The sequence below is a fragment of the Variovorax brevis genome (assembly GCF_030317105.1).
Lineage (GTDB): Bacteria > Pseudomonadota > Gammaproteobacteria > Burkholderiales > Burkholderiaceae_C > Variovorax > Variovorax brevis.
Genome location: NZ_JASZYG010000025.1, coordinates 1 through 20,750 on the forward strand (window position 1 = coordinate 1; position 20,750 = coordinate 20,750).

11 protein-coding genes and 1 tRNA gene are annotated in these 20,750 nt (G+C 67.5%); 2 read left to right on the forward strand and 10 right to left on the reverse strand.

Annotation, left to right across the window (positions count from 1 at the left end; translation table 11 throughout):
• Window positions 1-290: 290 nt before the first annotated feature.
• The 3 genes from QTI66_RS34915 to QTI66_RS34925 form a co-directional block, all read right to left on the reverse strand.
• Entirely contained in the window at window positions 291-1,271 is a 981-nt protein-coding gene (locus tag QTI66_RS34915; RefSeq protein WP_286564961.1) for a Bug family tripartite tricarboxylate transporter substrate binding protein, read from the reverse strand.
• A gap of 123 nt (window positions 1,272-1,394) precedes the next feature.
• Window positions 1,395-2,483 carry a tartrate dehydrogenase gene (locus QTI66_RS34920; protein WP_286564962.1) on the reverse strand — a complete coding sequence of 363 codons (1,089 nt, stop codon included), beginning with the start codon at window positions 2,481-2,483 and terminating at the stop codon, window positions 1,395-1,397.
• Window positions 2,484-2,686: 203 nt separating this feature from the next.
• On the reverse strand, window positions 2,687-3,124 hold the full coding sequence (locus QTI66_RS34925; protein ID WP_286564963.1) for a DUF1810 domain-containing protein: 438 nt from the start codon (window positions 3,122-3,124) through the stop codon (window positions 2,687-2,689).
• A 130-nt stretch (window positions 3,125-3,254) separates the two neighbouring features.
• Between QTI66_RS34925 and QTI66_RS34930 the strand changes: the two genes are divergently transcribed.
• Window positions 3,255-3,331: transfer RNA gene (locus QTI66_RS34930), tRNA-Arg, on the forward strand.
• Window positions 3,332-3,403: 72 nt separating this feature from the next.
• On the opposite strand, the gene QTI66_RS34935 is transcribed toward QTI66_RS34930, so the two are convergent.
• Both QTI66_RS34935 and QTI66_RS34940 read right to left on the reverse strand, forming a co-directional pair.
• Entirely contained in the window at window positions 3,404-4,024 is a 621-nt protein-coding gene (locus QTI66_RS34935; protein ID WP_286564964.1) for an MliC family protein, read from the reverse strand.
• A 29-nt stretch (window positions 4,025-4,053) separates the two neighbouring features.
• Window positions 4,054-4,743: a hypothetical protein gene (locus tag QTI66_RS34940; protein WP_286564965.1), complete on the reverse strand. Its 690-nt coding sequence runs from the start codon at window positions 4,741-4,743 to the stop codon at window positions 4,054-4,056.
• Window positions 4,744-5,024: 281 nt separating this feature from the next.
• Between QTI66_RS34940 and QTI66_RS34945 the strand changes: the two genes are divergently transcribed.
• Window positions 5,025-5,210, forward strand: a complete 186-nt coding sequence (locus QTI66_RS34945; RefSeq protein ID WP_286564966.1) for a DUF3606 domain-containing protein — start codon at window positions 5,025-5,027, stop codon at window positions 5,208-5,210.
• A gap of 26 nt (window positions 5,211-5,236) precedes the next feature.
• Here the strand turns inward: QTI66_RS34945 and QTI66_RS34950 are convergent, their stop codons facing one another.
• The 5 genes from QTI66_RS34950 to QTI66_RS34970 are packed head-to-tail and all read right to left on the reverse strand — an operon-like array spanning window position 5,237 to window position 20,541.
• Window positions 5,237-7,243 (reverse strand): hypothetical protein, encoded by a 2,007-nt coding sequence (locus tag QTI66_RS34950; RefSeq protein ID WP_286564967.1) that lies wholly within the window; start codon window positions 7,241-7,243, stop codon window positions 5,237-5,239.
• A 25-nt stretch (window positions 7,244-7,268) separates the two neighbouring features.
• On the reverse strand, window positions 7,269-11,798 hold the full coding sequence (locus QTI66_RS34955) for a hypothetical protein (protein ID WP_286564968.1): 4,530 nt from the start codon (window positions 11,796-11,798) through the stop codon (window positions 7,269-7,271).
• A 13-nt stretch (window positions 11,799-11,811) separates the two neighbouring features.
• A complete protein-coding gene (locus QTI66_RS34960; RefSeq protein WP_286564969.1) occupies window positions 11,812-14,610 on the reverse strand; it encodes a hypothetical protein in 2,799 nt (932 codons plus the stop codon).
• Between the two features lie 13 nt (window positions 14,611-14,623).
• Window positions 14,624-18,064 (reverse strand): DUF6603 domain-containing protein, encoded by a 3,441-nt coding sequence (locus tag QTI66_RS34965; RefSeq protein WP_286564970.1) that lies wholly within the window; start codon window positions 18,062-18,064, stop codon window positions 14,624-14,626.
• Window positions 18,061-20,541: a hypothetical protein gene (locus tag QTI66_RS34970; protein ID WP_286564971.1), complete on the reverse strand. Its 2,481-nt coding sequence runs from the start codon at window positions 20,539-20,541 to the stop codon at window positions 18,061-18,063. Before QTI66_RS34970 ends, QTI66_RS34965 begins: the two co-directional genes overlap by 4 nt.
• Between the last annotated feature and the right edge of the window lie 209 nt (window positions 20,542-20,750).

The following is a 20,750-nucleotide window of genomic DNA, read 5'->3' on the forward strand; positions in this document are numbered from 1 at the left end:
CGCCAATGAGATGAACGGTCGACCAAGACAGACACTTGGCTTTGCCAACCCCGCTGAGGTACTCTGGCAGACCGTTGCATCGACGGGTTGAGCCCGCCGGAGCCGAAGGCGAGGGACATTCGCGGAGGGGAATACCCGATGTCCTCGGCACGCGCCCCCGCTCCCCTGCTCTCACGTGAGTTTCATGCGTCGCAAAAAACGTCCAACGCATGGAAAACCGAAATGAAAAAGACCGCCAGAAGCCAACTCCTGACGGCCGTTTGTGACAGCGCGAGAGCGCTGTTGTCATGTCAGTCGATCGCCACCTTCGCGTCCTTGACCAGCTTCGCGTACTTGGTAGTGTCGTCCTTGATCTGCACCGCCATCTGCTCCGGCGTGTTGCCGACCGGCTCGGCGCCAATCTCGTCCATCCGCTTCTTGAACTCCGGCGACTGGATGATCTTCACCATCTCGGCGTTGAGTTTCGCGACCACGTCTTTCGGCGTTCCCGCAGGCGCCAGCACACCGAACCACGTGCCCTGGTTGAAGTCCTTCAACCCGGACTCCGCGAGTGTCGGAACGTCGGGCATCGCGCTCGAGCGCTTGGCAGTCGTCACCGCCAGCGCACGCAGCTTGCCGCCCTTGATGTGCTGCACCACGGGCGTCAGCGTGTCGAAGGACATGTCGACCTGCCCACCCAACAGGTCCGTCGTCAACGGCGCGCTGCCTTTGTAGGGCACGTGCAGAAGCTCGACGCCCGCCAGCGCGGAGAACTGCGTGCCGATGAGATGCTGAACGGTGCCGTTGCCGTTCGACCCATAGGACAGCTTGCCGGGAGCCGCCTTGGCCTGCGCAATGAGGCCCTTCACGTCCGTCACCGGCGACTTGGCATTGACCACCAGCACGTTGGGCACCATCGCCACGGTGGTGATCGGCACGAAGCTCTTCTCGAAGTCATAGGGCAGCTTCTTGTAGACGCTCGTTGCGATGGTGTGATGCACCGCGCCCATCAACAGCGTGTAGCCGTCAGGCTTGGCCTTGGCGACGTAGTCGGCGCCCAGGGTTGCACCGGCGCCGGGCTTGCTCTCGACGATGACGGGCTGTCCCAGGCTCTGGCTGAGGCTCGTCGTCAAGGAGCGGGCCAGCGCATCGGAACTGCCGCCGGGCGGGAAAGGCACGACCAGCGTGATCGGCTTGGCAGGCCAGGCTTGCGCAGCGGCCATGGAAGCAGCGAGACCGAGCGCGATGGCCGCGAGGGCTGAACGCGGGTGAAGAAGGTTGAGTGTGTTCATGGTGATGTCTCCTTGTGATGGCCGCACCCCCGGGCCGGCGCGGCGCGCCGTCCCCTCAGGGTTGAATTCGTTCGAAGAAAGGACCCCGCGCGTTGTCGGGGCCGCGCCGCGTGCAGCGCCGCGTCAGGCAGCCTTGCGCTGCGCGCCGGCGGCCACCAGGTCGCACACGGCCCTGGTCACTTGCGCCGTGGTGGCCGTGCCGCCCAGGTCGCGCGTGTGCAGGGACTTGTCGGCCGTGATCTTTTCGATGGCGGCCATCACGCGTTGCGCGGCTTCCGTTTCACCGAGGTGTTCCAGCAGCATCACGACCGACCAGAAGGTTCCCACCGGATTGGCCAGGCCCTTGCCCATGATGTCGAAGGCCGAGCCGTGAATGGGCTCGAACATCGAGGGATAGCGGTGCTCGGGGTCGATGTTGCCGGTGGGTGCGATGCCCAAGCTGCCCGCGAGCGCTGCGGCCAGGTCGCTCAGGATGTCGGCATGCAGGTTGGTCGCGACGATGGTGTCGAGCGAGGCCGGGTTGTTGATCATGCGGGCCGTCGATGCATCGACCAGTTCCTTGTCCCACTTGACGTCCGGGAACTCCTTGCTGACCTGCAGCGCGATCTCGTCCCACATCACCATCGCGTGGCGCTGGGCGTTGCTCTTGGTGATGACGGTCAGCAGCTTGCGGGGACGCGACTGGGCCAGCTTGAAGGCGAAGCGCATGATGCGTTCGACGCCAGCGCGCGTCATCATCGAGACGTCGGTGGCGGCTTCGATCGGATGGCCCTGATGCACGCGGCCTCCGACGCCGGAGTATTCGCCCTCGGAGTTCTCGCGGACGATGACCCAGTTGAGGTCGTCCGGGCCGCAGCGCTTGAGCGGGCCGTCGATGCCGGGCAGGATGCGCGTGGGGCGCACGTTGGCGTACTGGTCGAAGCCCTGGCAGATTTTCAGGCGCAGGCCCCAGAGGGTGATGTGGTCGGGGATGTGCGGGTCGCCGGCGGAGCCGAACAGGATCGCGTCCTTGTCGCGCAGTGCGTTCAGGCCGTCGTCGGGCATCATCACGCCGTGCTCGCGGAAGTAGTCGCCGCCCCAGTCGAAGTTCTCGAACTCAAAGCGCAACGAACTGCTCGCGCCGGCCAATGCCTCCAACACCTGCTGGCCGGCAGGAACGACTTCCTTGCCGATGCCGTCGCCAGGGATGGTTGCAATCTTGTATGTCTTCATGGGATGTCTCCGGAGTGGTTGGGTGTGGAGTGAATGTAAGAACCCGAGGGCCTTTCCAACCGGGCCGGAAGTGAATGCATCGTTAACCTGAATTCAACAGTGGCGGCAAGAAAACCGTGGGCCAGCGCGTGCACATCGAGGGCAACGGGGAGCCGGCGCGCGTCATTCCGCAGTAGCAGCGCCGCACCGTCCATGCGCGACGGTCAGGGCATTTGCGCCAGCAGGTCCAGCGTCAGCCGATCGCCCTGCCCTTCGAAGAACTTCTTCAACGCCTTCCCGAAGACCGGCTCGCCGGGCGCAATGGCGCCGAACAGCGTCACGCACGACCTGAACTTGAGGTCGTCCGGCGAATGAAAGATCTGGTGCGCCGTCCGGCCCTGCACGGACAGCACCAGTGCCGTGCAGTGCTTCAAGCGCTCGCCGAGCACGGGATGCTGCCAGTAGGCCAGCGCTTCCGCGCGGGAAGCAATGCCGTAGTGCCTGGCCGTCGAACTGCGCCCCAGTTGCGCGAGCTGGGGAAAGACGAACCACATCCAGTGGCTGGCCTTGTCGCCGGCAGCAAGCTCGGCGCAGACGTCGGCGTAGACGGGGTTCTGCGCGGCGACGAATCGCTGGAGTTGGTGCGGGTCGTCATCGGTCATCTGCGTCTCCTGGCGGGAAAGGCTGCCATCCATTCTTCATCAGGAATTCAAGGAATGCACGGCCCGCGCCCGGCGCTGCCGCCACGCATGGCAAAATCGTGGGCTTCGCGGCTGATCTGCAGCCGCATGACTGTCCGTAGCTCAGTTGGATAGAGCAACAGCCTTCTAAGCTGTGGGTCGGGGGTTCGATCCCCTCCGGACAGGCCAACCATGGCTCAGGACGCAGCTTGGCAAATCCTTGCGCTTTGGTCGATGACGCAATAGTCCGGCGCTTGCGAGTCAGCCCGGCGAGCCGACCTTGCAGCGCTGTTCCGCGCCACCCGGCAATTGCACCAGGGCCTCGGGCCCCTTCTGCCAGAACGTGCCCTCGCCGCCCGGGTACGTGCCGCCGTACTTCGCGCCCGAACCCGAGGATCCGATGCTCATCACAAGGCTGATGTCGCCACCGGCGAGCAAGGCCAGCGGCGGCTCCACGTTGACAAAAGTCGCCTTCATCGGCGCACCTTGCGGACAAGTCACCGAAACAGGTCCGATGCTCACGCCACCCCTGGCTCGCGCGCCCGCATAGCCCGCGCGAAGCTCCGCGATGCGAATGACGTAGTTGTCGCGAATGCAGGCCTTGGCGTCCTCCGACTTCCAGCAGTCGTCACGGCCCTTGATCCAACCCCGCTGCGTGGCGACCAACTCGTTCATGCGCTTCGTGCCCAGGCCCGGCGTGCTGCGCGCAAGGCCGTACAGGCGTGCGTTCTCCCCGTCCAGCGCTGCCAGCATCTCATCCTTGCAGATGGCTTCTTCCGCGGCGCCCTTGGGTGCGGCACAACTGAAGCTGGGCGATGCGGCAAGAGCCTGCGCGGCTGCCAGCAGCGCCAAGGTCAGGAGCGCGATGGGGCGAGCAATCATTGCGTGATCCTTTTTCATTTCGGGGCTCGTCATGAGGCGGAAGGATGATCGTCGAACGGATTGTCGCGATGAAGCCCCATGCCAGTGCCATCGCCACCACTCTGCTGGCCACCCCCGCTGCGTCCCCCACCACGCCCTGCGCCGCCGCGCGCCGCCGATGCGCCCGCACGAAGCGGCCCCTGCCTGGGAATGGAAAGCTGTCCGGGAATGGGCTCCAGATCGAGCACGTCGCGAATGAAGGTGCGCAGCGAGACGACGAGTTCTGCCGTTTCAACGCTGCGGCCCGCCACCATGTCGTTGGCGGCGCGCACAGCAAGCTCGACCTGCTCTTCGGTGCCCAGGAGGATGACGTCCGACAGCGCCGCTTCCACCGCGTCACGTATGCGGCGTCGCCGGTCAGCGCCCGGCGTGTCGTGCACGGCCGTGGCGTCGGTGGTCGGATCGCCGGGCGCCTGCGTAGCATCGGCGCGCATGCGCAGGTCGCGCAGGTGGCTCGGGTCCACGGCCAGTTCACCCGTGAAAGATCCGCCTAGCGTCTTGTAGGCCGCGATGAGCGTCTTCAGGCGCTCATTGATCTGACGGTTCTGCCGCTCGCGCCGCTGCTGCACGCTGTGCATGACGAGCAGGCGAACCCCGACCGCCACCAGCGACACCACCACCAGGCCGAGCAGCGTCGACAGGATGCCTTGCCAGGAACTGAAGTCGATGGAATTGCGCACCGTGGGCGTGTGTTGTTGTTTCGCGCGATCAGGTCGCCCAACGATCTTAGAGCCCGGCACACATAGGCAACGTAGGACGTCCGCGCATGGCGCCTTTGCCGAACTTTGGGGTCAACGCGCAAACCATCCCGCGCCCATCACCGGGAACAGCTCCAACCTGAAGCCGCACCGTCAGCGGCGATGCATTGCAGACCGGACAACAAACCCTTTTGTCACTGCCACCTTGCAGACCGGTCCACCAAAGCCTATAACGGTACGCCCCAACCGACCGAGGAGGCGACATGCCTGATAGCCTGCCGAAAGATTTCAAGCCACTGGATCCCGGTCGAATCCTTGAAGATGACGAACTGGAGTTGCAGTACTGGTCCATGCACCTTCGATGCTCCGAGGCGGAACTGCGGGACGCCATCTCCAGGGTCGGCAATCACATCACCGCAGTGCGCGACCATCTCGCGTCGCGCGAATGATCCAGGCCTCCCGGGTGGCAGGCCAGTTACTCGTCCACCTGATCGAAGCGCAACCCGCTCGACCCTTCACCCCGCCCGACCTGGCGCCGGAACGAGGTCCACACCCAACTCGACCCGTCGGTCCAGCGCGCCATGCGCCGTGCGCGCGTGACGTGCGCGCCTTCACGCGGCACTTCTTCGTCATACAGCAGCAGTGAGGCGCCGGCATTGAGCACCGTGCCTTGTGCCGGATGAATCTTTCCCGAGCCATCCGGCTGCAAGACAGCGCCGCGCTTGAGACGCTGCACGACCTTTCCGCCCTCCGCGGGCATCTGCACCGGCAGCAACGGGATCCAGTTGCCCGGCACGGTGGATGACAGCACATAGCGCGGCAGCGCGTTCGCATCGACGGCGGGCGGGGCAGGCGTCGCCTCCTGCGTTTCATACTCGATCCGCTGCACTGCCTGTTCCACCGGACTTTCGATGCTGCGCTCAATGGCCCATGCCAAATTCGCCATCTCGTCGCGCATCAAGAGCACGTCTTCGAGGGGGCCGCCTTCGACGACGCGGCCGAGCGAAGGCGGCAGGAAGAACAGGTTGGCCTGCGGCGACTTGATCGGCACTTCGCCCGCACGGCGCAGGCAAGCGAGTTGCCACATCGACCAGTACGGCTGCGGCAGGGCCGGGTCACCGAGCGGACGCAGCAGGCTGCGCACGCCGAAAGTGTCGGTCACCACCAGCGAATCGACGCGCGTCAAGGAGCCGACAGGCAGCGTCAGCGGCACGACGAACCAGTCGTTGCCGTAGCTGCCCGCGTACTCGATCACCATCAGTTGCGCGAGATCGGTCGGGCCGACGGGCAACAGGCCGTAGGCGATGCGTGCGTCTTCCATCTCCCAGAAACGCGAGGCCGGTGCGCCGCGGATGTTGACGGGCGCGGGCACGGTCGTTTCGACGACGCTGCTGAGCTTACGGTCGCCGTCGGTGCCCATGCGGACTTCGAGGTTGCGATCAAAACTGCTCCAGTCGAGGCGGCCATCGTCGAACTCTGCCGCTGTGAGCGCAATCTCGTCTTCCGGCTTGTCGGACAGGCGTGCCGCCACCGAGACGGCGTATTCCAGCCGCGTCGGTTGCCATGCGTCGTCGGTCGAGGTGCCCGCGGGTTCGCTCGCAAGGCCGTCGTACCACGCGAGCCATTCCGCAGCCGTCTGCTGCACCTCGGCGCGGTCGGCAACGGCGATCTTAAATGCGGTGTCGAGCACCACCTGCGCGGCGCCGCCATTGCGGAAGGCATCGGCAAGGCGGCGTGCGTCGGGGGCGCGGCCGACCATGGTCTGCATGAAGCGCGAGGTCGCTTCGTCCAGTGGCTCGGCGTCGGGCGGTGGCGCAGGCAGCGGCTGCAGGGCAAAGCGCGTGATGAAGGCCGTGCGGTAGCTCTTCGACAGCGGCTGTGTCTCCAGCATGCGCAGGAATTGCAGGCCAGCCTCCACCGCCAGCGTCAGCATGCGCGCATCGCTCGCGCTGGCGGGGCGCATGCGGCGGCGCTCGACCTGCACTTCCAGCGGCATGCCCAGCGGGTCGTACGCGGGCGCCTGAACCCGCGTGTCGTGCTTCAACTCGCCGAGGTGGCAGCGCGACAGCATGGCACTGGTCGCACGCACGCGGGCCTGCACGGGTGAGCCCGTGTCCTCGGCCTGGAATTCGCCCACCTGCCACTGCCGCGCGAGGAACCACAGCGGATCGAACACGCGTGCGCTGCTGCCGCTGGACATTGCGTCGTCGCGGCATTGCGGCTCCAGCCGCGTCCAGCTCGTGATCGACGCGCTGCTCGGACCCGAAGGAGGCGGCGGCGTCGGTTGCGGTGGCGGCGGAGGAGGACGCGGTGGCGGCGGCGGGCGCGGTGGTGGCGGATCCGGCGGTTCGGGTGGCTCTGGCGGCTGCTTGGGCAGGCGCGGCAGCGGTGGCTGCGGCGCCTTGGGCAGCGCGGCCTTGCCCGCGGACTTCTTCGTGGCCTTCTTTGCGGCTGCCGCTGGCGGCTTGGGCTTCACTGGCATGGCATTTCCTGCTCAGTACGGCGTTTCATCGCATGAAGGCCGCGGCGTCGGTGGACACCGCGTCGTCCTTCGCGTTGAAGGCAAGGTAGAGCGCGGGCAGGTACTGGGCCGTGCCCGTGAGCGCTTCGGGATCGATGGCGCGCAGCTTGGCCAAGTCGAGCGTCTCCAGCAGCACGCGCTGCAGGCTCGCGACGGTCCATGCCTCCTCCGGCACCGGCGGCACCGCCAGCAGCACGGCCTGCGGCGCGCAAGCGTCGGGCGGGTTGTACTGGAAGGTGATGGCAGTGGTCTCCTGCCGGCTCGGCACGACCTCGATCCATTCGTCGACGGCGACGCCGCACAGTGGCAGCGCGGGGTCGAGCGTGGCGGGCGCCTGCAGCACGAGCGAGAGCTTGCCCGAGGGCGGCTCGGTGTTCGGCGCGCATGGCAGTCCGACCCAGCGTTCGCCGTTGACGAAAGGCAGTTGCGCGATGCGCAGGTTCAGCTTCTCGCCGGTGTTCAGCACTTCTGCGCCGCGCAGGCAGGCGCCCAGCCGCGCCACCGGATCGCGCACACGGGCGCTTCGCGTGAACCACGTGTGTGCGGCCAGCGGGTCGCCACCCTGTGTTGCCGTCGATGCGGCGAGTGCATTCTTGAGCTCGGCAGCACCCGCGGCGTCGCAGGCGAAGCGCGGCAACACGACGAAGGCCGCACCGAACACGGCGCGCATCCTTTCAATCAACTGCTCGCGCCGCGCGCGCGCATCGGTCGATGCGGCCAATGCGCGCAGGCTGATGCCTTGGTCAACGCGAAGCTTGCCCTGCTTGAGCAAGGCGGCCGCCTGCTGAAGCAGTGCGGTGCGCGTGGCCGTGTCGTCGCCTGCGGCAATGGCAGGCACAGCCGGCGCAAGACCGAAGCTTCCGAGTTTCAGCATGGCGGCGCGCAAGGCATCGGCCGTGCTCGCGGTGCCCTTCTTGACCAGCGTGTCGAGTGCCTTCTGCGCGGCGTTGAGCGCGTTCTCGGCCTTTCCGGTGCGGCCTTCCAGATCCGCGAGATCGAGCGTGCCGGCGCCTGCGCGTTCAGGTGGATTGAGGTCCTCCGCATCGGCGCCACGCGCATTGGAAAGCAGCCTGCGGGCCGCACGCGCATGCTCCAGCACGTCGAGCAGCGTCAGTTCATTGGCGGCCAGGTCGGCGGGCCGTGCGTGCTGGATGCGCAGACGGGCCTGCGCCGCAAATCCACCGGGCTGCTGACGCGCGACATGCAGCAGCCGCAGTTCGACGTCGTCGGGTGAGGTATCGGCGCGGCGCGGGCCGGCCACGGTCTCCACGCCGTACACCACGTCGAGCGGCGCAAGTTGCAGGTCGCTCAGGCGCAGCACGCGCGTCTCGGCGACGGCGCCGCTCGTGTCGTCGACGCGCTCGACCGTGCAACGCACCTTGCGCGGATCGCCGAAGAGCTTGGCGGCCCACGCGTTGAGCATCGGCTCGGCAGTGGCGCGCGCAGAGGTCGACACCGCCGCCCAGCCCGTGGTCGCGGTGGGCGTGCCACTCCACAACATCAGCAGGCGGTGCGTGATCGCGACGCCGCTGCGGGGCATGCGCGCCACCTCCAGTTCGGGCGCGGGCGCATCGCCGTGCGACAAGGCAGCCAGCGTGCTCGCGATGCGCGAGGTGTTGCCGCGCGCCATCTGGTAGGCGGCCTCGGCGGTCAGCGCGTCGCCCAGGCCGTCGATGGCGTCGCCCAGGGCGTTGAGTTCCTGCCCCATCTTCTGCATGTCTTCGCCGCTCGCGCCCGCATCGACCAGCAGCGCGTTGATGGGACGCCCGTCCTCGCGCCAGCGGCTGTGCAGCACCAGGCCATCGACGACGTTGTTGGCTGCGATGGCTTCCACGGGCTGCGTCCTGGGCTCCAGCTTGCCCGCGACCAAAGGCGCATAGTCGCGCAGCGGCGCAATGAATCGGTCCAGCGACAGGTCGTGCAGGCCGCGCTCGAAGCGGTAGCCGAGCAGCGCACCTAAGGGCTGGCCCTGCCGCACGCCTTCCAACAGTTGATTGGCTTCGCGCACGCGGCGCGAGGTGAGGTCGATGGCGAAGGGGCCGTTCTCCTGCGGCACGCCCGTCGCGCCGAGGTGTGCGTTGCGCAGCATGGCGGCCGCAGCCGCATGCGTCATCGATGGCGCATGGATGAAGCCGCTGTCGTTCGGCGACGCGAAGAGCGGCCCCGCCTCACCCGCGGGCGGCGTGACGGGTGCCGCCGAACCGGCAGGTGTCGGCCGCAGGTTCTCGACCCAGCCGTAGGCGCCGACGTAAATGCCTTCCGGCGCGGTCGCGCGCATGCTTGCAAGGCGCTTGCTGGCAAAGGAAGTGATCCACGCGTCGAGCCGGTGCGACGCCAGGTCCAGCGCGCCCTGCATCAGCAGCTGGATGGCCTCGCTGTCGAGCGTGCGCAACCGGTTCAGGCTGTCGCGGAAGGCGCCGAGCGACGCGAGCGCGGGGGCATCGAAGGTGTTTGCGCTTTCGAGGAACTGGCGGATCGTGCGGTCGCCGGTGATGGCCGGTACTTTGAGGTCAAGCTGGCGCTTCCACGTCAGCGTGGGCGCGGCACCCGTCACGAGGTCGACGAGTTCGGGGTCGCGCAGCAGGGTGGCGAAGTCGTTGCCGGGAAGACCGGCCGCGATCATTGCCGCGGCCTGTGCCAGTTCGCGCAGCAGCGCATGGCGCAACAGGATTTGCAAGAGGCTCGACGTCACTTCGGTGTTGATGGGGTCCGGCCGCATCGCGATGAGCGCGTCGATGCTGGTTTGCGCCAGCAGCGCGGCAATGAAGTCGGGTTCGAGCTTGCGCCATGGCGAGACCTCGCCCGCCTGAACCAGCGCCGAGCGCACGCGGAACGACAGGTCCGCATACGCTGCACGCGCGATGCGCGGACGCCACGGCATGCCCAAGCGCGTCAGCAGGCCGGTGGCAATGGCGTCCTGCTGCGCGATGAAGCCGCTGCCTTGCAGGTCTTCGCCCAGGAAAGCGCGCAGGTGCTGCAGGTAGTGGCGTCCGAGCACGGCGCGCGTTTCGTAGGCGCTGGAGACGGCGTCGGTGCGCATGACGTCTGCCAGGTCGCCGTCAGGATCGGCCGGTTGGCGACGCCCGATGCGCGCGGCGTTGTCCAGTTGCGGACGCCAGCCGCCATCGCGCAATTGTTGCAGCAAGCCCTTGAGCACGATGTCGCGCGCCAGGGCGCCCTCCTCTCCGGCCCGCGGCTTCCAGTAGTCGAGCGAGGTCACGGGCAGGATGCCGTAGGGCTGCCGGCCACAACGCAGGCTCGCATACGGGCCGCTGCTGCGCACATGGTCGAGGAAATGCGCGCGCGTCCATGCGATGTGATCGGGCGTCAAGCCGCTCCCGTCCGGCCCCGCGAGATTGCTCAGGAAGTAGCCCCAGCTCGCCGGCCACAGCGCGTTGTTCATCGCGCGCATGTCGGTGTCCTGCCGTGCTGCTGCGCCCTGCAACCGGCCGAGCACCGGCGCGACCTGCGCGGCGGAAAGGCCGAGCGCCAGGCCCAGCCGCTTCGCATTCGATGCGGCGTCGAGCGTCGAGGGATCGAACTCGACCTCGGTGGCGTAGCTTTGCGTCCTGCCCGGGTCGGAAGGGTCGTAGCCCGCGCGGCGATCGGCCGTGTTGTTCGTGGGCGTGCCGACGCGCAAGAACTCCGCACCATCCGTGTAGTGATGCGCGTCAAGCAGCGCGGCCAGTTGCGCCGCGGTGTCGGCCGGGTTCGTCGACGAGGTGCCGAACACGAAGAGGCCTTCGATGGCCGCCGCCAGTGTCGGCGGGGGAATCGCGATGCGCAGCCCCATGCCGGCTTTCTCGGCCTCAACGAAATCGATCATCCAGCGCATGCCTTCATCGACGGCCAGCTGATCCGCGGGCACCTTGGCTTCCGGTGCGTTCGGGTCGGGGCCTGTTGCCAATGGCTTGCGGATCGCGCCGCCACTCACCGCGATCACGGCACGACCGCCCGCTTGCACGACGGCGATCCAGCGGTCCGGCATCAGGCGTGCAAGCGGCGCGTGGCGCCATGCGGCGTCCTTTCCGTCGTTGACCACGGTGACGCTCGGCCATTGCGGCGGGTCGGGCAAGGCTGCGTTCGCTGCGACTGCCGCCTTGGGCCGCTGCAAAGGATTGGTCGGCGCCAGAACACGCGCAATCCACGCGGCGCGCTGGGCGCCAAAGCGGTCCGCCAACTGCCGCCACGCGTCGGCGCGCGCCATCGCATTGGGGCCGGCACGCCAGTCCTGCTCCCAGTAGTGCTGACCCCAGTCGCGCTCGCCCGGCAGCAGGTCGGGCTCGTGCGAATCGAGGTGGATCTTGTCGGGGTACACGCGCACGCGAAGCTCGGTGCTGCTGTCCGGCAGCGTGAAGAAGCGCGTCTCCAGCCGCACGGGCAACAGCGCCAGCGGGCGGTCGCTCGGGCACAGCGTCTCGAGCATCACCGGCAGCGGCGGCGCCACGATGGACGAGAGCTTCAGGTTGCTCTTGAAGAAGTTCGCGGCGGAGAAGTTTTTCGCGAAGGTGGCCATGGTGGTGCGCGGCTCACTGCATGACGAGTTGCGACGCATGGATCGAGATGCGCACCGGCAACTGCCGCACGATGCCGGCCATGTGCGCGCCATTGCGACCCCATTGCAAGCCATCGAGCGGCACGCCCGCGGGCGGTCCGCCGGAGACGGCCAGATGGCTCGCACCGCCCGTCGGCGTGTCTTCGTCCAGGCCGAAGCGCGGCTCCGTGGGATGCTCCTGGATCACGATGTAGTAGCCCGCGTGGCCGTCCGCACCGGTCGCCTGATCGGTCGTGATGTCGAAACCGAAAAAGGACACGTCCGGCTGCATCGTGCCACTGAAGGACGGCATCACCACCGCCAGCGGATCGTCAGCTGGCGCACGCCCGCCGTCGGGGGTAAAGAAGCCCGACACCGCGAAGACGATGGCGTTGGGGTAGCGCTTGAGCAGCGCGCTGCGCATCAGCATCACGAACTGTTCGCGCACGGGCGCCGTCGCCGGGTCGGCCATCGGGCGATCTCCCCACAGGTGCAGCGGTCCGATGTCGGCGCGTGGCTCGGGCGCGCCGCGCGTGTCCCAGAACTGGTTGAAGCAGGTGCCCTGCTGGTCGGTCGGAAAGCCCCGCCACAACAACTCGCGTGCCATCTCCACGTTGAGCCCGACCATGTAGGCCTCGACGAAGCGGCGGTTGGTTTTCAGGCCGATCACGCTGTCGGGGAGCACGGTCTCCAGCCCCGGCAGCAGCAGGTCTTGCGAGAGGTCGCGCAGCGGCTCGTACATCGGCTGCGGGAAGCTCGGCGCGGCCATGACGGTGTCGATGCCGACGGCCTGGCTGGCGGGCGTATCGACGGGCGCCACGGCATTGCTGCCCACGGAAACCAGGGAGCGGGCCAATGCCACGAGGGTCTGGCGCGGCTGCGTCTGCGCGAGCACCGTCGCCTGCAACTGCGCCATTTCCACCGCGGCGATATTGAAGATGCCCTTGGATCGCCCCGGGTTGATGCGCCCCAGATGCTCGCTCGCGGCCAGACGGAAGTCGTACGCAGGACGGTTGTCGGGCAGCAGGATCATCACCGTGACCTGTGGCACGTTGATCGGCGCGCCCTCGGGCATGACCTGGAAATTGGGCCGTCCGGACAAGCCGTCGATCAGCGCTTTCGTCACCTCGCGATAGGGGCGGATCGTGACCGATGGCACCCGGCTGCGCACCGCGTCGATGGTGGCCTGGTCGTTCGCAGCCGGCGTGTTGAAGCTGAGGCCGAGGTTCAGCTTGGCAACCCACGTGAGCGTTGTCGAACGCGTCATTCCCTGCGCTGCCACGCGGCGCGTGAGCGGTCCGCGCTCGCGGCCAATGCGTCGCATCGCGGGGCTGGTGGCGGCCAGCGGCAAAGCCTTGCCCGCCATGTGTGCGACCAGTGTGCGTGGGCCCGTGTCGCCCGCTGCCGTGGTGCGGATACGCGCAAAGGCCGGTGCGCCGATGCGCAGCAGCGTTTCCGCGCCCAGGTTCGCGAAGTGCCGCGCGTGCAGGCTGTTGCCGACGGCCAGGCTCATCTGCAATTGGCGCATGCGCTGGTTGGCGCGCTGCAAGTCGGCGGCCTGTTCCCACGCAGCGGCCATCAACGCTTCCTGATGTTCCTGGATCACGCGCGTGCCGAAGGCCGCCACGGTGCGGGTGCGCGGGTCGAGGTTGAGCTGGTCCAACCACTTGGCAGCGCCGCGTGCCACGATCGCGCGCCCGGCGTGCCAGCGTCCGTAGACCGGCGGCGCCAGCAATGGATCGGCATCCGGGTTGGCCACTTCGCTCAAACCCGGCGCGTTGATGATCGGGGCCAGCGCCTCCTGGAATGGCTTGGCGGTTTCTTCGCCCCACGGCGCAGGCGTGTCGGGTGCATTCGCTGGCTGCAACGCACCTTCGAGGCCCAGCGCCGTGCCGCGGGGGAAATCTGCTGGCAGCTTGAATCCGGGCTTGCTGATGTCGATGGGCCGGCGCCCCAGTCCCTCCGGAACGGGCCGTGCCTTGAGCCGCCGCACCAGCGACTCGAAATCACCGCCCGGGCCGGTGCGGAATTCCCAGTGGTGATAGACGGGCAGTTGCAGCGGCAGCTTCGTCGTCGCCGTCCACGCCGGTGCCAGCGCATTGGTCGCAACGAGATCGGCGTCCGCAATGGGCAGACCCAAACCCGCCTTTCGCCCAAGTTCGAAGGTGGGCACCACGCAGGCGATGTATTCCGTGTCGGCCACGAGAATGCGTGGGCACAAGAGCCGTGACAACGACAACGCCGGCGAACCGCCGAGCGCGCTGCCCACTTCGGCTGCGCTCGCTGCGGTCGCCTGCGCATGCGCCCAGGCCCAGCTGTCGACAAGGTTCGGCAACTCGGCCGCAAGGGTGGCGGGCGCGGCGATCTGCAAGGCGGTGCATGGCGCATCGACCGTCGGGCCGAGGGACACGCCGTCCTGCTTGCGCACCACGACCAGGCACAGCCAGGGACGCAGCTTGCCGCTGGCATCGGCACGCGCGGGCGTGAAGAGCCACGGGAAGTCCGGACGGTCGAACTCGATGCCCGCGAAGTAGTTCGGCTCGAAGTCGATGCTGCCCGGATGCGGATCGCGCCGCACGATCTGGTTGGCGTCGATGCCCACCACGTCGGCCGGGCCGCGCAGGCGCACCGTCACCGGTGGCGCGGCGCTGCCGTTGACGGACAGCACGGCCGGCAGGTCTGCCACTGCGCGTTGGCCTGCGCCGAGCGAATCGAGCGTGGTGATGGCGGCCGCTGCGCCCTGCCGCACCCACGGCACGAAGCTCAGGTTGGCTTGGGGGTTGGGAGTGGCCATCGCTAACCGCCTTCTAGGACTGCAACTCGTGCAGCGGCACCACTTGCCACTTCGCACCGCCACGGTTCAGCGTGGCGAGCGTGGCGCGGTATTCGCTCCATGTCTGCACCGAGGCATCCACGGGCACGGCCGTGCCGTCAGCCAGCGGCATGATCGCAAACTGCGGCGCTGCAAGTTGAACAGCCTGCGGCGCTTCAGCTTCCAATTGGCGGCGGAAACGCGCGAGCCCGACGGCGCGCACCGGCGCACGCGCCGCAGCGCCAGTGCGGCTGTGGTACAGCAGCTCCGCAAAGCTGATGGGCAACGGCGGCGCCGGCGGCTTGGGCGGCGCCGCCATGTCGTCGACCACGATGGGCTCGTACTTCAGCGGCGCCGGCACGACCTGCGCCGCATCGAAGCTCACCACCTCGCTGCCAAAGACAAGCCCTGCATCCATCACTTCGAACGACGGCCCGGCGAGCTTTTCGTCGTCGCTCATCTCGAAGAACTGCGCGGGCGCGAACTGGTCGCGCACCAGATCGACGCCCTGCGTTTGCGCGTTCAACACGGCGCTGACAGAAAAGCGCTTGTCGCCCGCCACCGGCGCGCCGCCAAAGGTGTCGACGTCGCGCGAGGTGTTGAGCGGCACCACCTGCTGCTTGACGACCAGCCGCCCGAGCGGATCGAGCACGATGGGGCTGCCGGCAGGCGCAGCCGCGAGCTTGCGCAAGGCCACGCCATGACTCGCATGCGCCGGCCCCAGCGTGGTCCAGCTTTGCGGCGTGGCGAGCGCCTTCTTCAGTTCTTCCAGCACGTTGACGGCCGGTGGCAACGGCGGCTTTTCGCCGTCGATCAAGGTCTTGTCGAAGCGCACCGAGAAGTCGCACCACAGGATCTCGAACGAAGCCTTGCCGCTCACGCGCAGCGGACGCGGCCCTTCCAGCTCGCCTGCCAGCGACACTTTGAACAGGTTGCTGGAGCCACGCTTCAACTGCACCGAGGCATGGAAGTCCGCAAGGAAGTGCAGCGGCACCAGTTGCACCAGCACGTCGTAGCCGATGTCGCCATCCACGCTGAAACCGTACGCTGCAGCGTGTAGCTGCGCCCGCGCGCCGAACTGCAAGGTGTTCGACGTGATCGCCCAATACGACTCGCAGGTGACGCGCAGGTTGTCCCCCGAGCACAGCGCGATGGCGACGCGGTCTAGCTTGGGCACATTGGCCGGCGGCGCAAAGCGCGGGTTGAAGCCGCCCACCGCCAGCACGAAACCCGCGCCCGGTCCCTGGGTCCAACGCGCACGCAAGGCCATCGCGCCGGTCAGGGCGAACTTGTGCACGAGGCGCGAATCGACCAGCACCGCGTCGATGGAGGCGGTGCCTTCGTCAAAGTCGAGTACGCCCATCGCGTCGAGGTTCAGCCGCACGAGGTCGTTGTCGCGCGAGGGCAGCAGCGAGCTGATGCGGCCCAGCACCAGCAGCCGCGAGCGCGCGCCGAATTGCAGGATCAGCGCCAGGTCCAGCAGCACCAGCGTGGGCGTGGCCCACCCGATGCGTGCCAGCAGCCCCAGCAGGTAGCTGCCGCGGAGCGCCGGAAACGCACTGGCGAGCGAGCGGATGATGGCCGGTGCATTGGCCACCGGGTCGCGCGGGAACAACAGCGTGCCGAGCGTATCGTTCTTCAGCCCGGCGCGCAGCACGTCCTGGTCGAAGGTACGGTTGACCGCCACCATGCCGCCGATGCCTTGCAGCGTGAAGCCCATGCCCAGCGGGATCGGCCGGAAGTCTTCCGCCGTGATGAAGATGATCATCGAGAAGCCCGGTCGGCCGTCAGGCATCTGCGTGGCGATGAGCCCGAAGGCCTTGAGCGTGATGGTCTCGTGCAGCGACAGTTGCATCACGCCCGCATAGACCTTCTGCACATCGTCGTGGAACAGGAAGCCGCCGCCCGTCAGCACGCCGCTCGCCTCCACCGACAGGCCGATGCCGCTCGGCGGCTTGAAGCCGACGTCGAGATTGGCGACGCCGAGGTTGCCTCCGGTGGACGGGAAGCTCAGCAGTCCGGCGATGCCGATGCGGTCGAGCACGGCGGTCAGCGGTCCGATGGATGCCTTGACGCTCGCCGACACCTCTGTGTTGACGCCGGCATCCTGCGGGCGCAAGGCAAGGTTGATGGCCGACAGCGTCACGCCCGCGAAAGACACGCCCACCGGGAACGAGGCTTCGAGCGACGCGCTGCCGCGCAAAGTCAGCCCCTTGTCGCTGGACCACGCGATGCCCAGGTCACCCTTGGCCTGCATGCCGCCGGCCGGCAGGATCTCGCCGAGGAAGCCATCGCCGTTGCCCGCCGCAATGACGATCACCGCCTTGCTCACATCGGCCGACAGAGCCAGCGATGCATGCGCTTCGGACAGCGCCACGTCGAGCCCGATGCGCGCCCCGCCGACCTCGATGCGCGCGCCGTCGGGCTGGCCGATGACGTAGGCCGGCAATTCATCGAGGGTCGCCAGCGTGGCCGATGCGCTGGCCTTTGCTTCGATGGTGCCGGGGCTCGCGAGCAAGGTCACGCCGTGTCGGCCCCATGCAACGGCGTCGATGCCCGCCGTGAGCGCGGCTTCGATCTTCCACGGGCCGCCGCTGCCTTGCACGGCGATGGTTCCGAAGGGGCTGACGACCAGGCCAAGATCGCCCTGATCGGCCGCCGACAGCGACAGCACCAAACCGGATTCGGCTGCGAAGCCGTACAAGGGCTCATCGACGTAGACGATCATCGCGTGCGACATCAGCGGGCCGGCATCGCCGAGCGAGACGGCATCGCCGGGACTGAAGCCGTAGCGGCAGGTCAGGCCCAGCGAACGCAACAGGCGCACCAGCCGCGGGAACAGCTTGTCGGCCATGGCGTGCGCATCGGCTGCCGTCTGCATGGCGTTGCCATATTCGGCGCGCAGCACGGCGAGCGGATCCTTCAGCAGCGCAGGCAGCCGGCCAAGATGCCATTCGTCGAGCCGGTAGGTGTCGCGCACGAGCCGCCCGTCCTGCACCACTGGCGCGCTGCCCGCGCGTTCCTCGGCGGGATCGAGCAGCGTCAGCAAGCTTGCAGCATGGCGAACGGCTGGCATGCGGCTCTGGAGGAAAGCCATGATCAGCAGGTCGACCAACTCGCGGCCCAGGCCTTCGAGCGAGGCCAGGGGGCCTTGCTGTTCGAGCTTGCGCAGCGCTTCGAACGCATCGGCCGCGGCATCGAGCACGGCGGCGATGCTTTCGAAGGACGGCGTCTGCTGCGCGCTCAGCGTTTCGATGCGCTCCTTGAGTTCCGCGACGGCCGAGAGCGCCTGGATCAGCGCGTTGTTGCTTTCCTCGGGCGGCACGCCGAGTTCGGCCAAGAGGCGCGGCAGCCAGGCGGGCTCCTCGACGACTTGCACGATGGGTTCGAGCAGTCGGCCGAGTCCGTCGGCCAGGGAAACAAAGAGGGAACTCATTGCATCTTGCGCGGCACGAACTCCGCGAAGTTGGCGTCGTCAGGATCCAGGCTCACCACGTAGTCGCTCTCCTGCACCACGTCGATGTCCAGGCCCTTGCGCCAACGCGCCGTGTGGTGCAGCCGGCGCGCGCTGACGTTGGTGGGATGCCAGTCAAAGCTGATCTCGCAAAAGTTGTTGGTGCCGACGACCTTCGTCATCGGGCCGCCGGCGTTGTGCATGCGGTACTTCGTGGCCGCGGCGCGGATGGCCTCGGCCGCCATCTTGCGATCGGTGGGCGAACTGCCCGTGGGCATGGGCGGCAACGGCGTGGTGTCCACGGCCGCATCGGCGCCTGGGGGTTCCAGATAGTCGAGCCGGTAGACGTAGTCCGGCGTCAGCTGCGGGTCGATCGCAGTGCCCAGGAAAAAGCCGTCGGGCGTCGTCGGCAGCGTCGGCTGGTCGAGCTTGAGGGTGAAGAGCGGAACGAAGACGCCAGCGGGATGAAGCCCCCGCTGCCCCACCACCATCTCCGACCCCTGCGGGACATTCCAGCCCCAATAGCCCTGCGGCGTGGTCTCGGGGATCATCAGGCTTTCGATGAAGCCCGGCGTGTACGCGTAGCCTTCGCGTTGGAAGCCGAGCGTGTTGCCGGTCTCCTTGCGGAACGAACTGGCGACAAGTTGCGCGATCACCGCGTTCACCGGCTGGGGCTGCACATCGCCCAGGCGCGTGGTGGCCTTGTAGAGCAGCCGGGTCGCAAAGCTGAAGTGCACGTCGCCCGAGATCATGGCCAAGGCGCCGGTGCGCTTTCCATCGACCCGCGGCAGCTTCTCGGCCAGGCGCGCCATCAACTTGTCGAACGCCACGGAAGGCAGTTCCCACGCTTCGTAGACGTCGGGGAAGTGCGCGAACAGGTTGGCGACCACGTCGTGTCGCGCGGCCGAGCGAATGGGCTCCACCGCCGGCGCGTTGGTGGTCATCACCACGATCACGAAGCGCTCGCCGAAATCCGGCGTGTTCACGATCTGCTCCACCAGTTGGTCCTCAGGCATCAGCACGCCGCCGCCGACCCGCCCCGTGGGGAAGGAGCGCCACGAGCGCGAGTCGGTGAAGATGATCTGGTGGCTCGGCCCCTCGACCGTGTAGTTGTAGATGAATTCGCCCGTGTCATGGAACACGGCATTGGCCGGTCGCGTCGCAAGTTCGGACTCTTCGTGCACGGCCACCAGCTTGCGCAGCGCCGGCGATTTCGTCTCGTAGACGCCCGCATCGTTGATGCCGTCCAGCAGGTCGAGCAAGGCCTTGCCCGGTGGCTTGGTGCCGCCCCCCGGCGGGTCTTCGAACACCTCCGGCACGTTGCCCCAGTGCTGGCACAAGGCATAGGCGACCAGCGCGTTTTGCGTCACGCGCAGGCCGAGCGGATGGCCGTACAGCGCCTTGCAGATGTCGCGCGTCATGTTCCAGTCGTCGGTGACCTCGTGGTCGTCGAAGATCATGTAGCTGGGGATGTTGGCCAGCATCCGACGCACGTTCTGCAGGTCCTTGCGGAACAGCGCGAGCCCTTGTGCGTGGCGGTCCATGGCGAAGTGGTCGCCCTTCTTGGCGCGCTTGCCGAACCATTGGCTGAACACCATCGGGCCGCCGCCGAGCACCACGCGCGTGGCATCGGCCACGTCGGCGAAGGTTGGCATGTCGGTGGGCCACAGCACGTCGGACCACACCATGATGTACATGCACAGGTACTCGCCGAGCGACAACAGTTGGCCGTCGAGGTCTTCCGAGGTAAAGCCCGCTTCCTCCAGCGGATCGCGGCGCAGGAAGGGCAGGAGCTTGTCCACGTCCGCCTTGTTGCCCGCCTTGTCGCAGGGGATGAGTTCCTTCCAGCCGAGCAGCACGTGCGCGGCGTCCGAGAGCACCATCAACTGCGACGCCGACACATCGTCCGCGTAAATCTGGTCGCCCGTCAGCAGCAACTGATGCGGGCGTCCGATGGCGTTGGACGAGGCCTGCGCGATCAGCTTGTCGCCCACGGCGAACGCATCCCTGCCGTTTCCATGCGGGATGCGGCAGGAGCCGCACAGGAGGCGCAGGTCGTCCAGGTTGGCCGGCGGAAGGCAGAAGCTCGGCAGGCCGAAGGGCACGTAGCAGAAGGCGCCCGGCAGTGTCTGCGTGGCCGTGGCCGTGGGCAGGTCCATGGCTTGACCGTCGTCGAAGTCAAACGCGAGGTTGTAGCGGTAGATCACGCCTTCCACCAGGTCCGCCGCCGGAACCGCCGTCACGCACACGATGTGAAGTTGCGTGCCAACGGCCACCGTGTGGCGCTGCCCGGTGGCCAGCGGCTCGTTGAGCGCATCGAGCACCGTGAGCGTGACCTTGCCTCCCACCTGCATCGCCAGCCAGACGCTCACGCTGCGCGGCGCGACCTTGCGCAGCACGGGGCCGGCCAGCACGCGCGGCAACGTGGAAAGCCGGGTTGCGAGCGACTGCATCACCATGGCGGCAGTCAGTCTGCGGTCGTGGAACCCTGTGAGGCGCGCGGCAAGGCGCAGGCCGACCCACAACGGGCGAGGCGAAGTGTCATCGATCCCTCCTGTGCAGCGTGTTGTTGTTCTTCACGCGGCCGAAAAGAAGGCGGCAATGCTGAGCCCGGCGCCGCTGAAACTCAAGTGCGCCGAAGGCCTATACGCCAATCGAAGTAAGCACT

Bases quoted from the DNA above. Each gene is read 5' to 3' on its own strand.
- QTI66_RS34915 (WP_286564961.1), bottom strand. From the start codon at position 1,271: ATGAACACACTCAACCTTCTTCACCCGCGTTCAGCCCTCGCGGCCATC.
- QTI66_RS34920 (WP_286564962.1), bottom strand. From the start codon at position 2,483: ATGAAGACATACAAGATTGCAACCATCCCTGGCGACGGCATCGGCAAG.
- QTI66_RS34925 (WP_286564963.1), bottom strand. From the start codon at position 3,124: ATGACCGATGACGACCCGCACCAACTCCAGCGATTCGTCGCCGCGCAG.
- QTI66_RS34935 (WP_286564964.1), bottom strand. From the start codon at position 4,024: ATGATTGCTCGCCCCATCGCGCTCCTGACCTTGGCGCTGCTGGCAGCC.
- QTI66_RS34945 (WP_286564966.1), top strand. From the start codon at position 5,025: ATGCCTGATAGCCTGCCGAAAGATTTCAAGCCACTGGATCCCGGTCGA.
- QTI66_RS34950 (WP_286564967.1), bottom strand. From the start codon at position 7,243: ATGCCAGTGAAGCCCAAGCCGCCAGCGGCAGCCGCAAAGAAGGCCACG.
- QTI66_RS34955 (WP_286564968.1), bottom strand. From the start codon at position 11,798: ATGGCCACCTTCGCGAAAAACTTCTCCGCCGCGAACTTCTTCAAGAGC.
- QTI66_RS34960 (WP_286564969.1), bottom strand. From the start codon at position 14,610: ATGGCCACTCCCAACCCCCAAGCCAACCTGAGCTTCGTGCCGTGGGTG.
- QTI66_RS34965 (WP_286564970.1), bottom strand. From the start codon at position 18,064: ATGAGTTCCCTCTTTGTTTCCCTGGCCGACGGACTCGGCCGACTGCTC.
- QTI66_RS34970 (WP_286564971.1), bottom strand. From the start codon at position 20,541: ATGGTGATGCAGTCGCTCGCAACCCGGCTTTCCACGTTGCCGCGCGTG.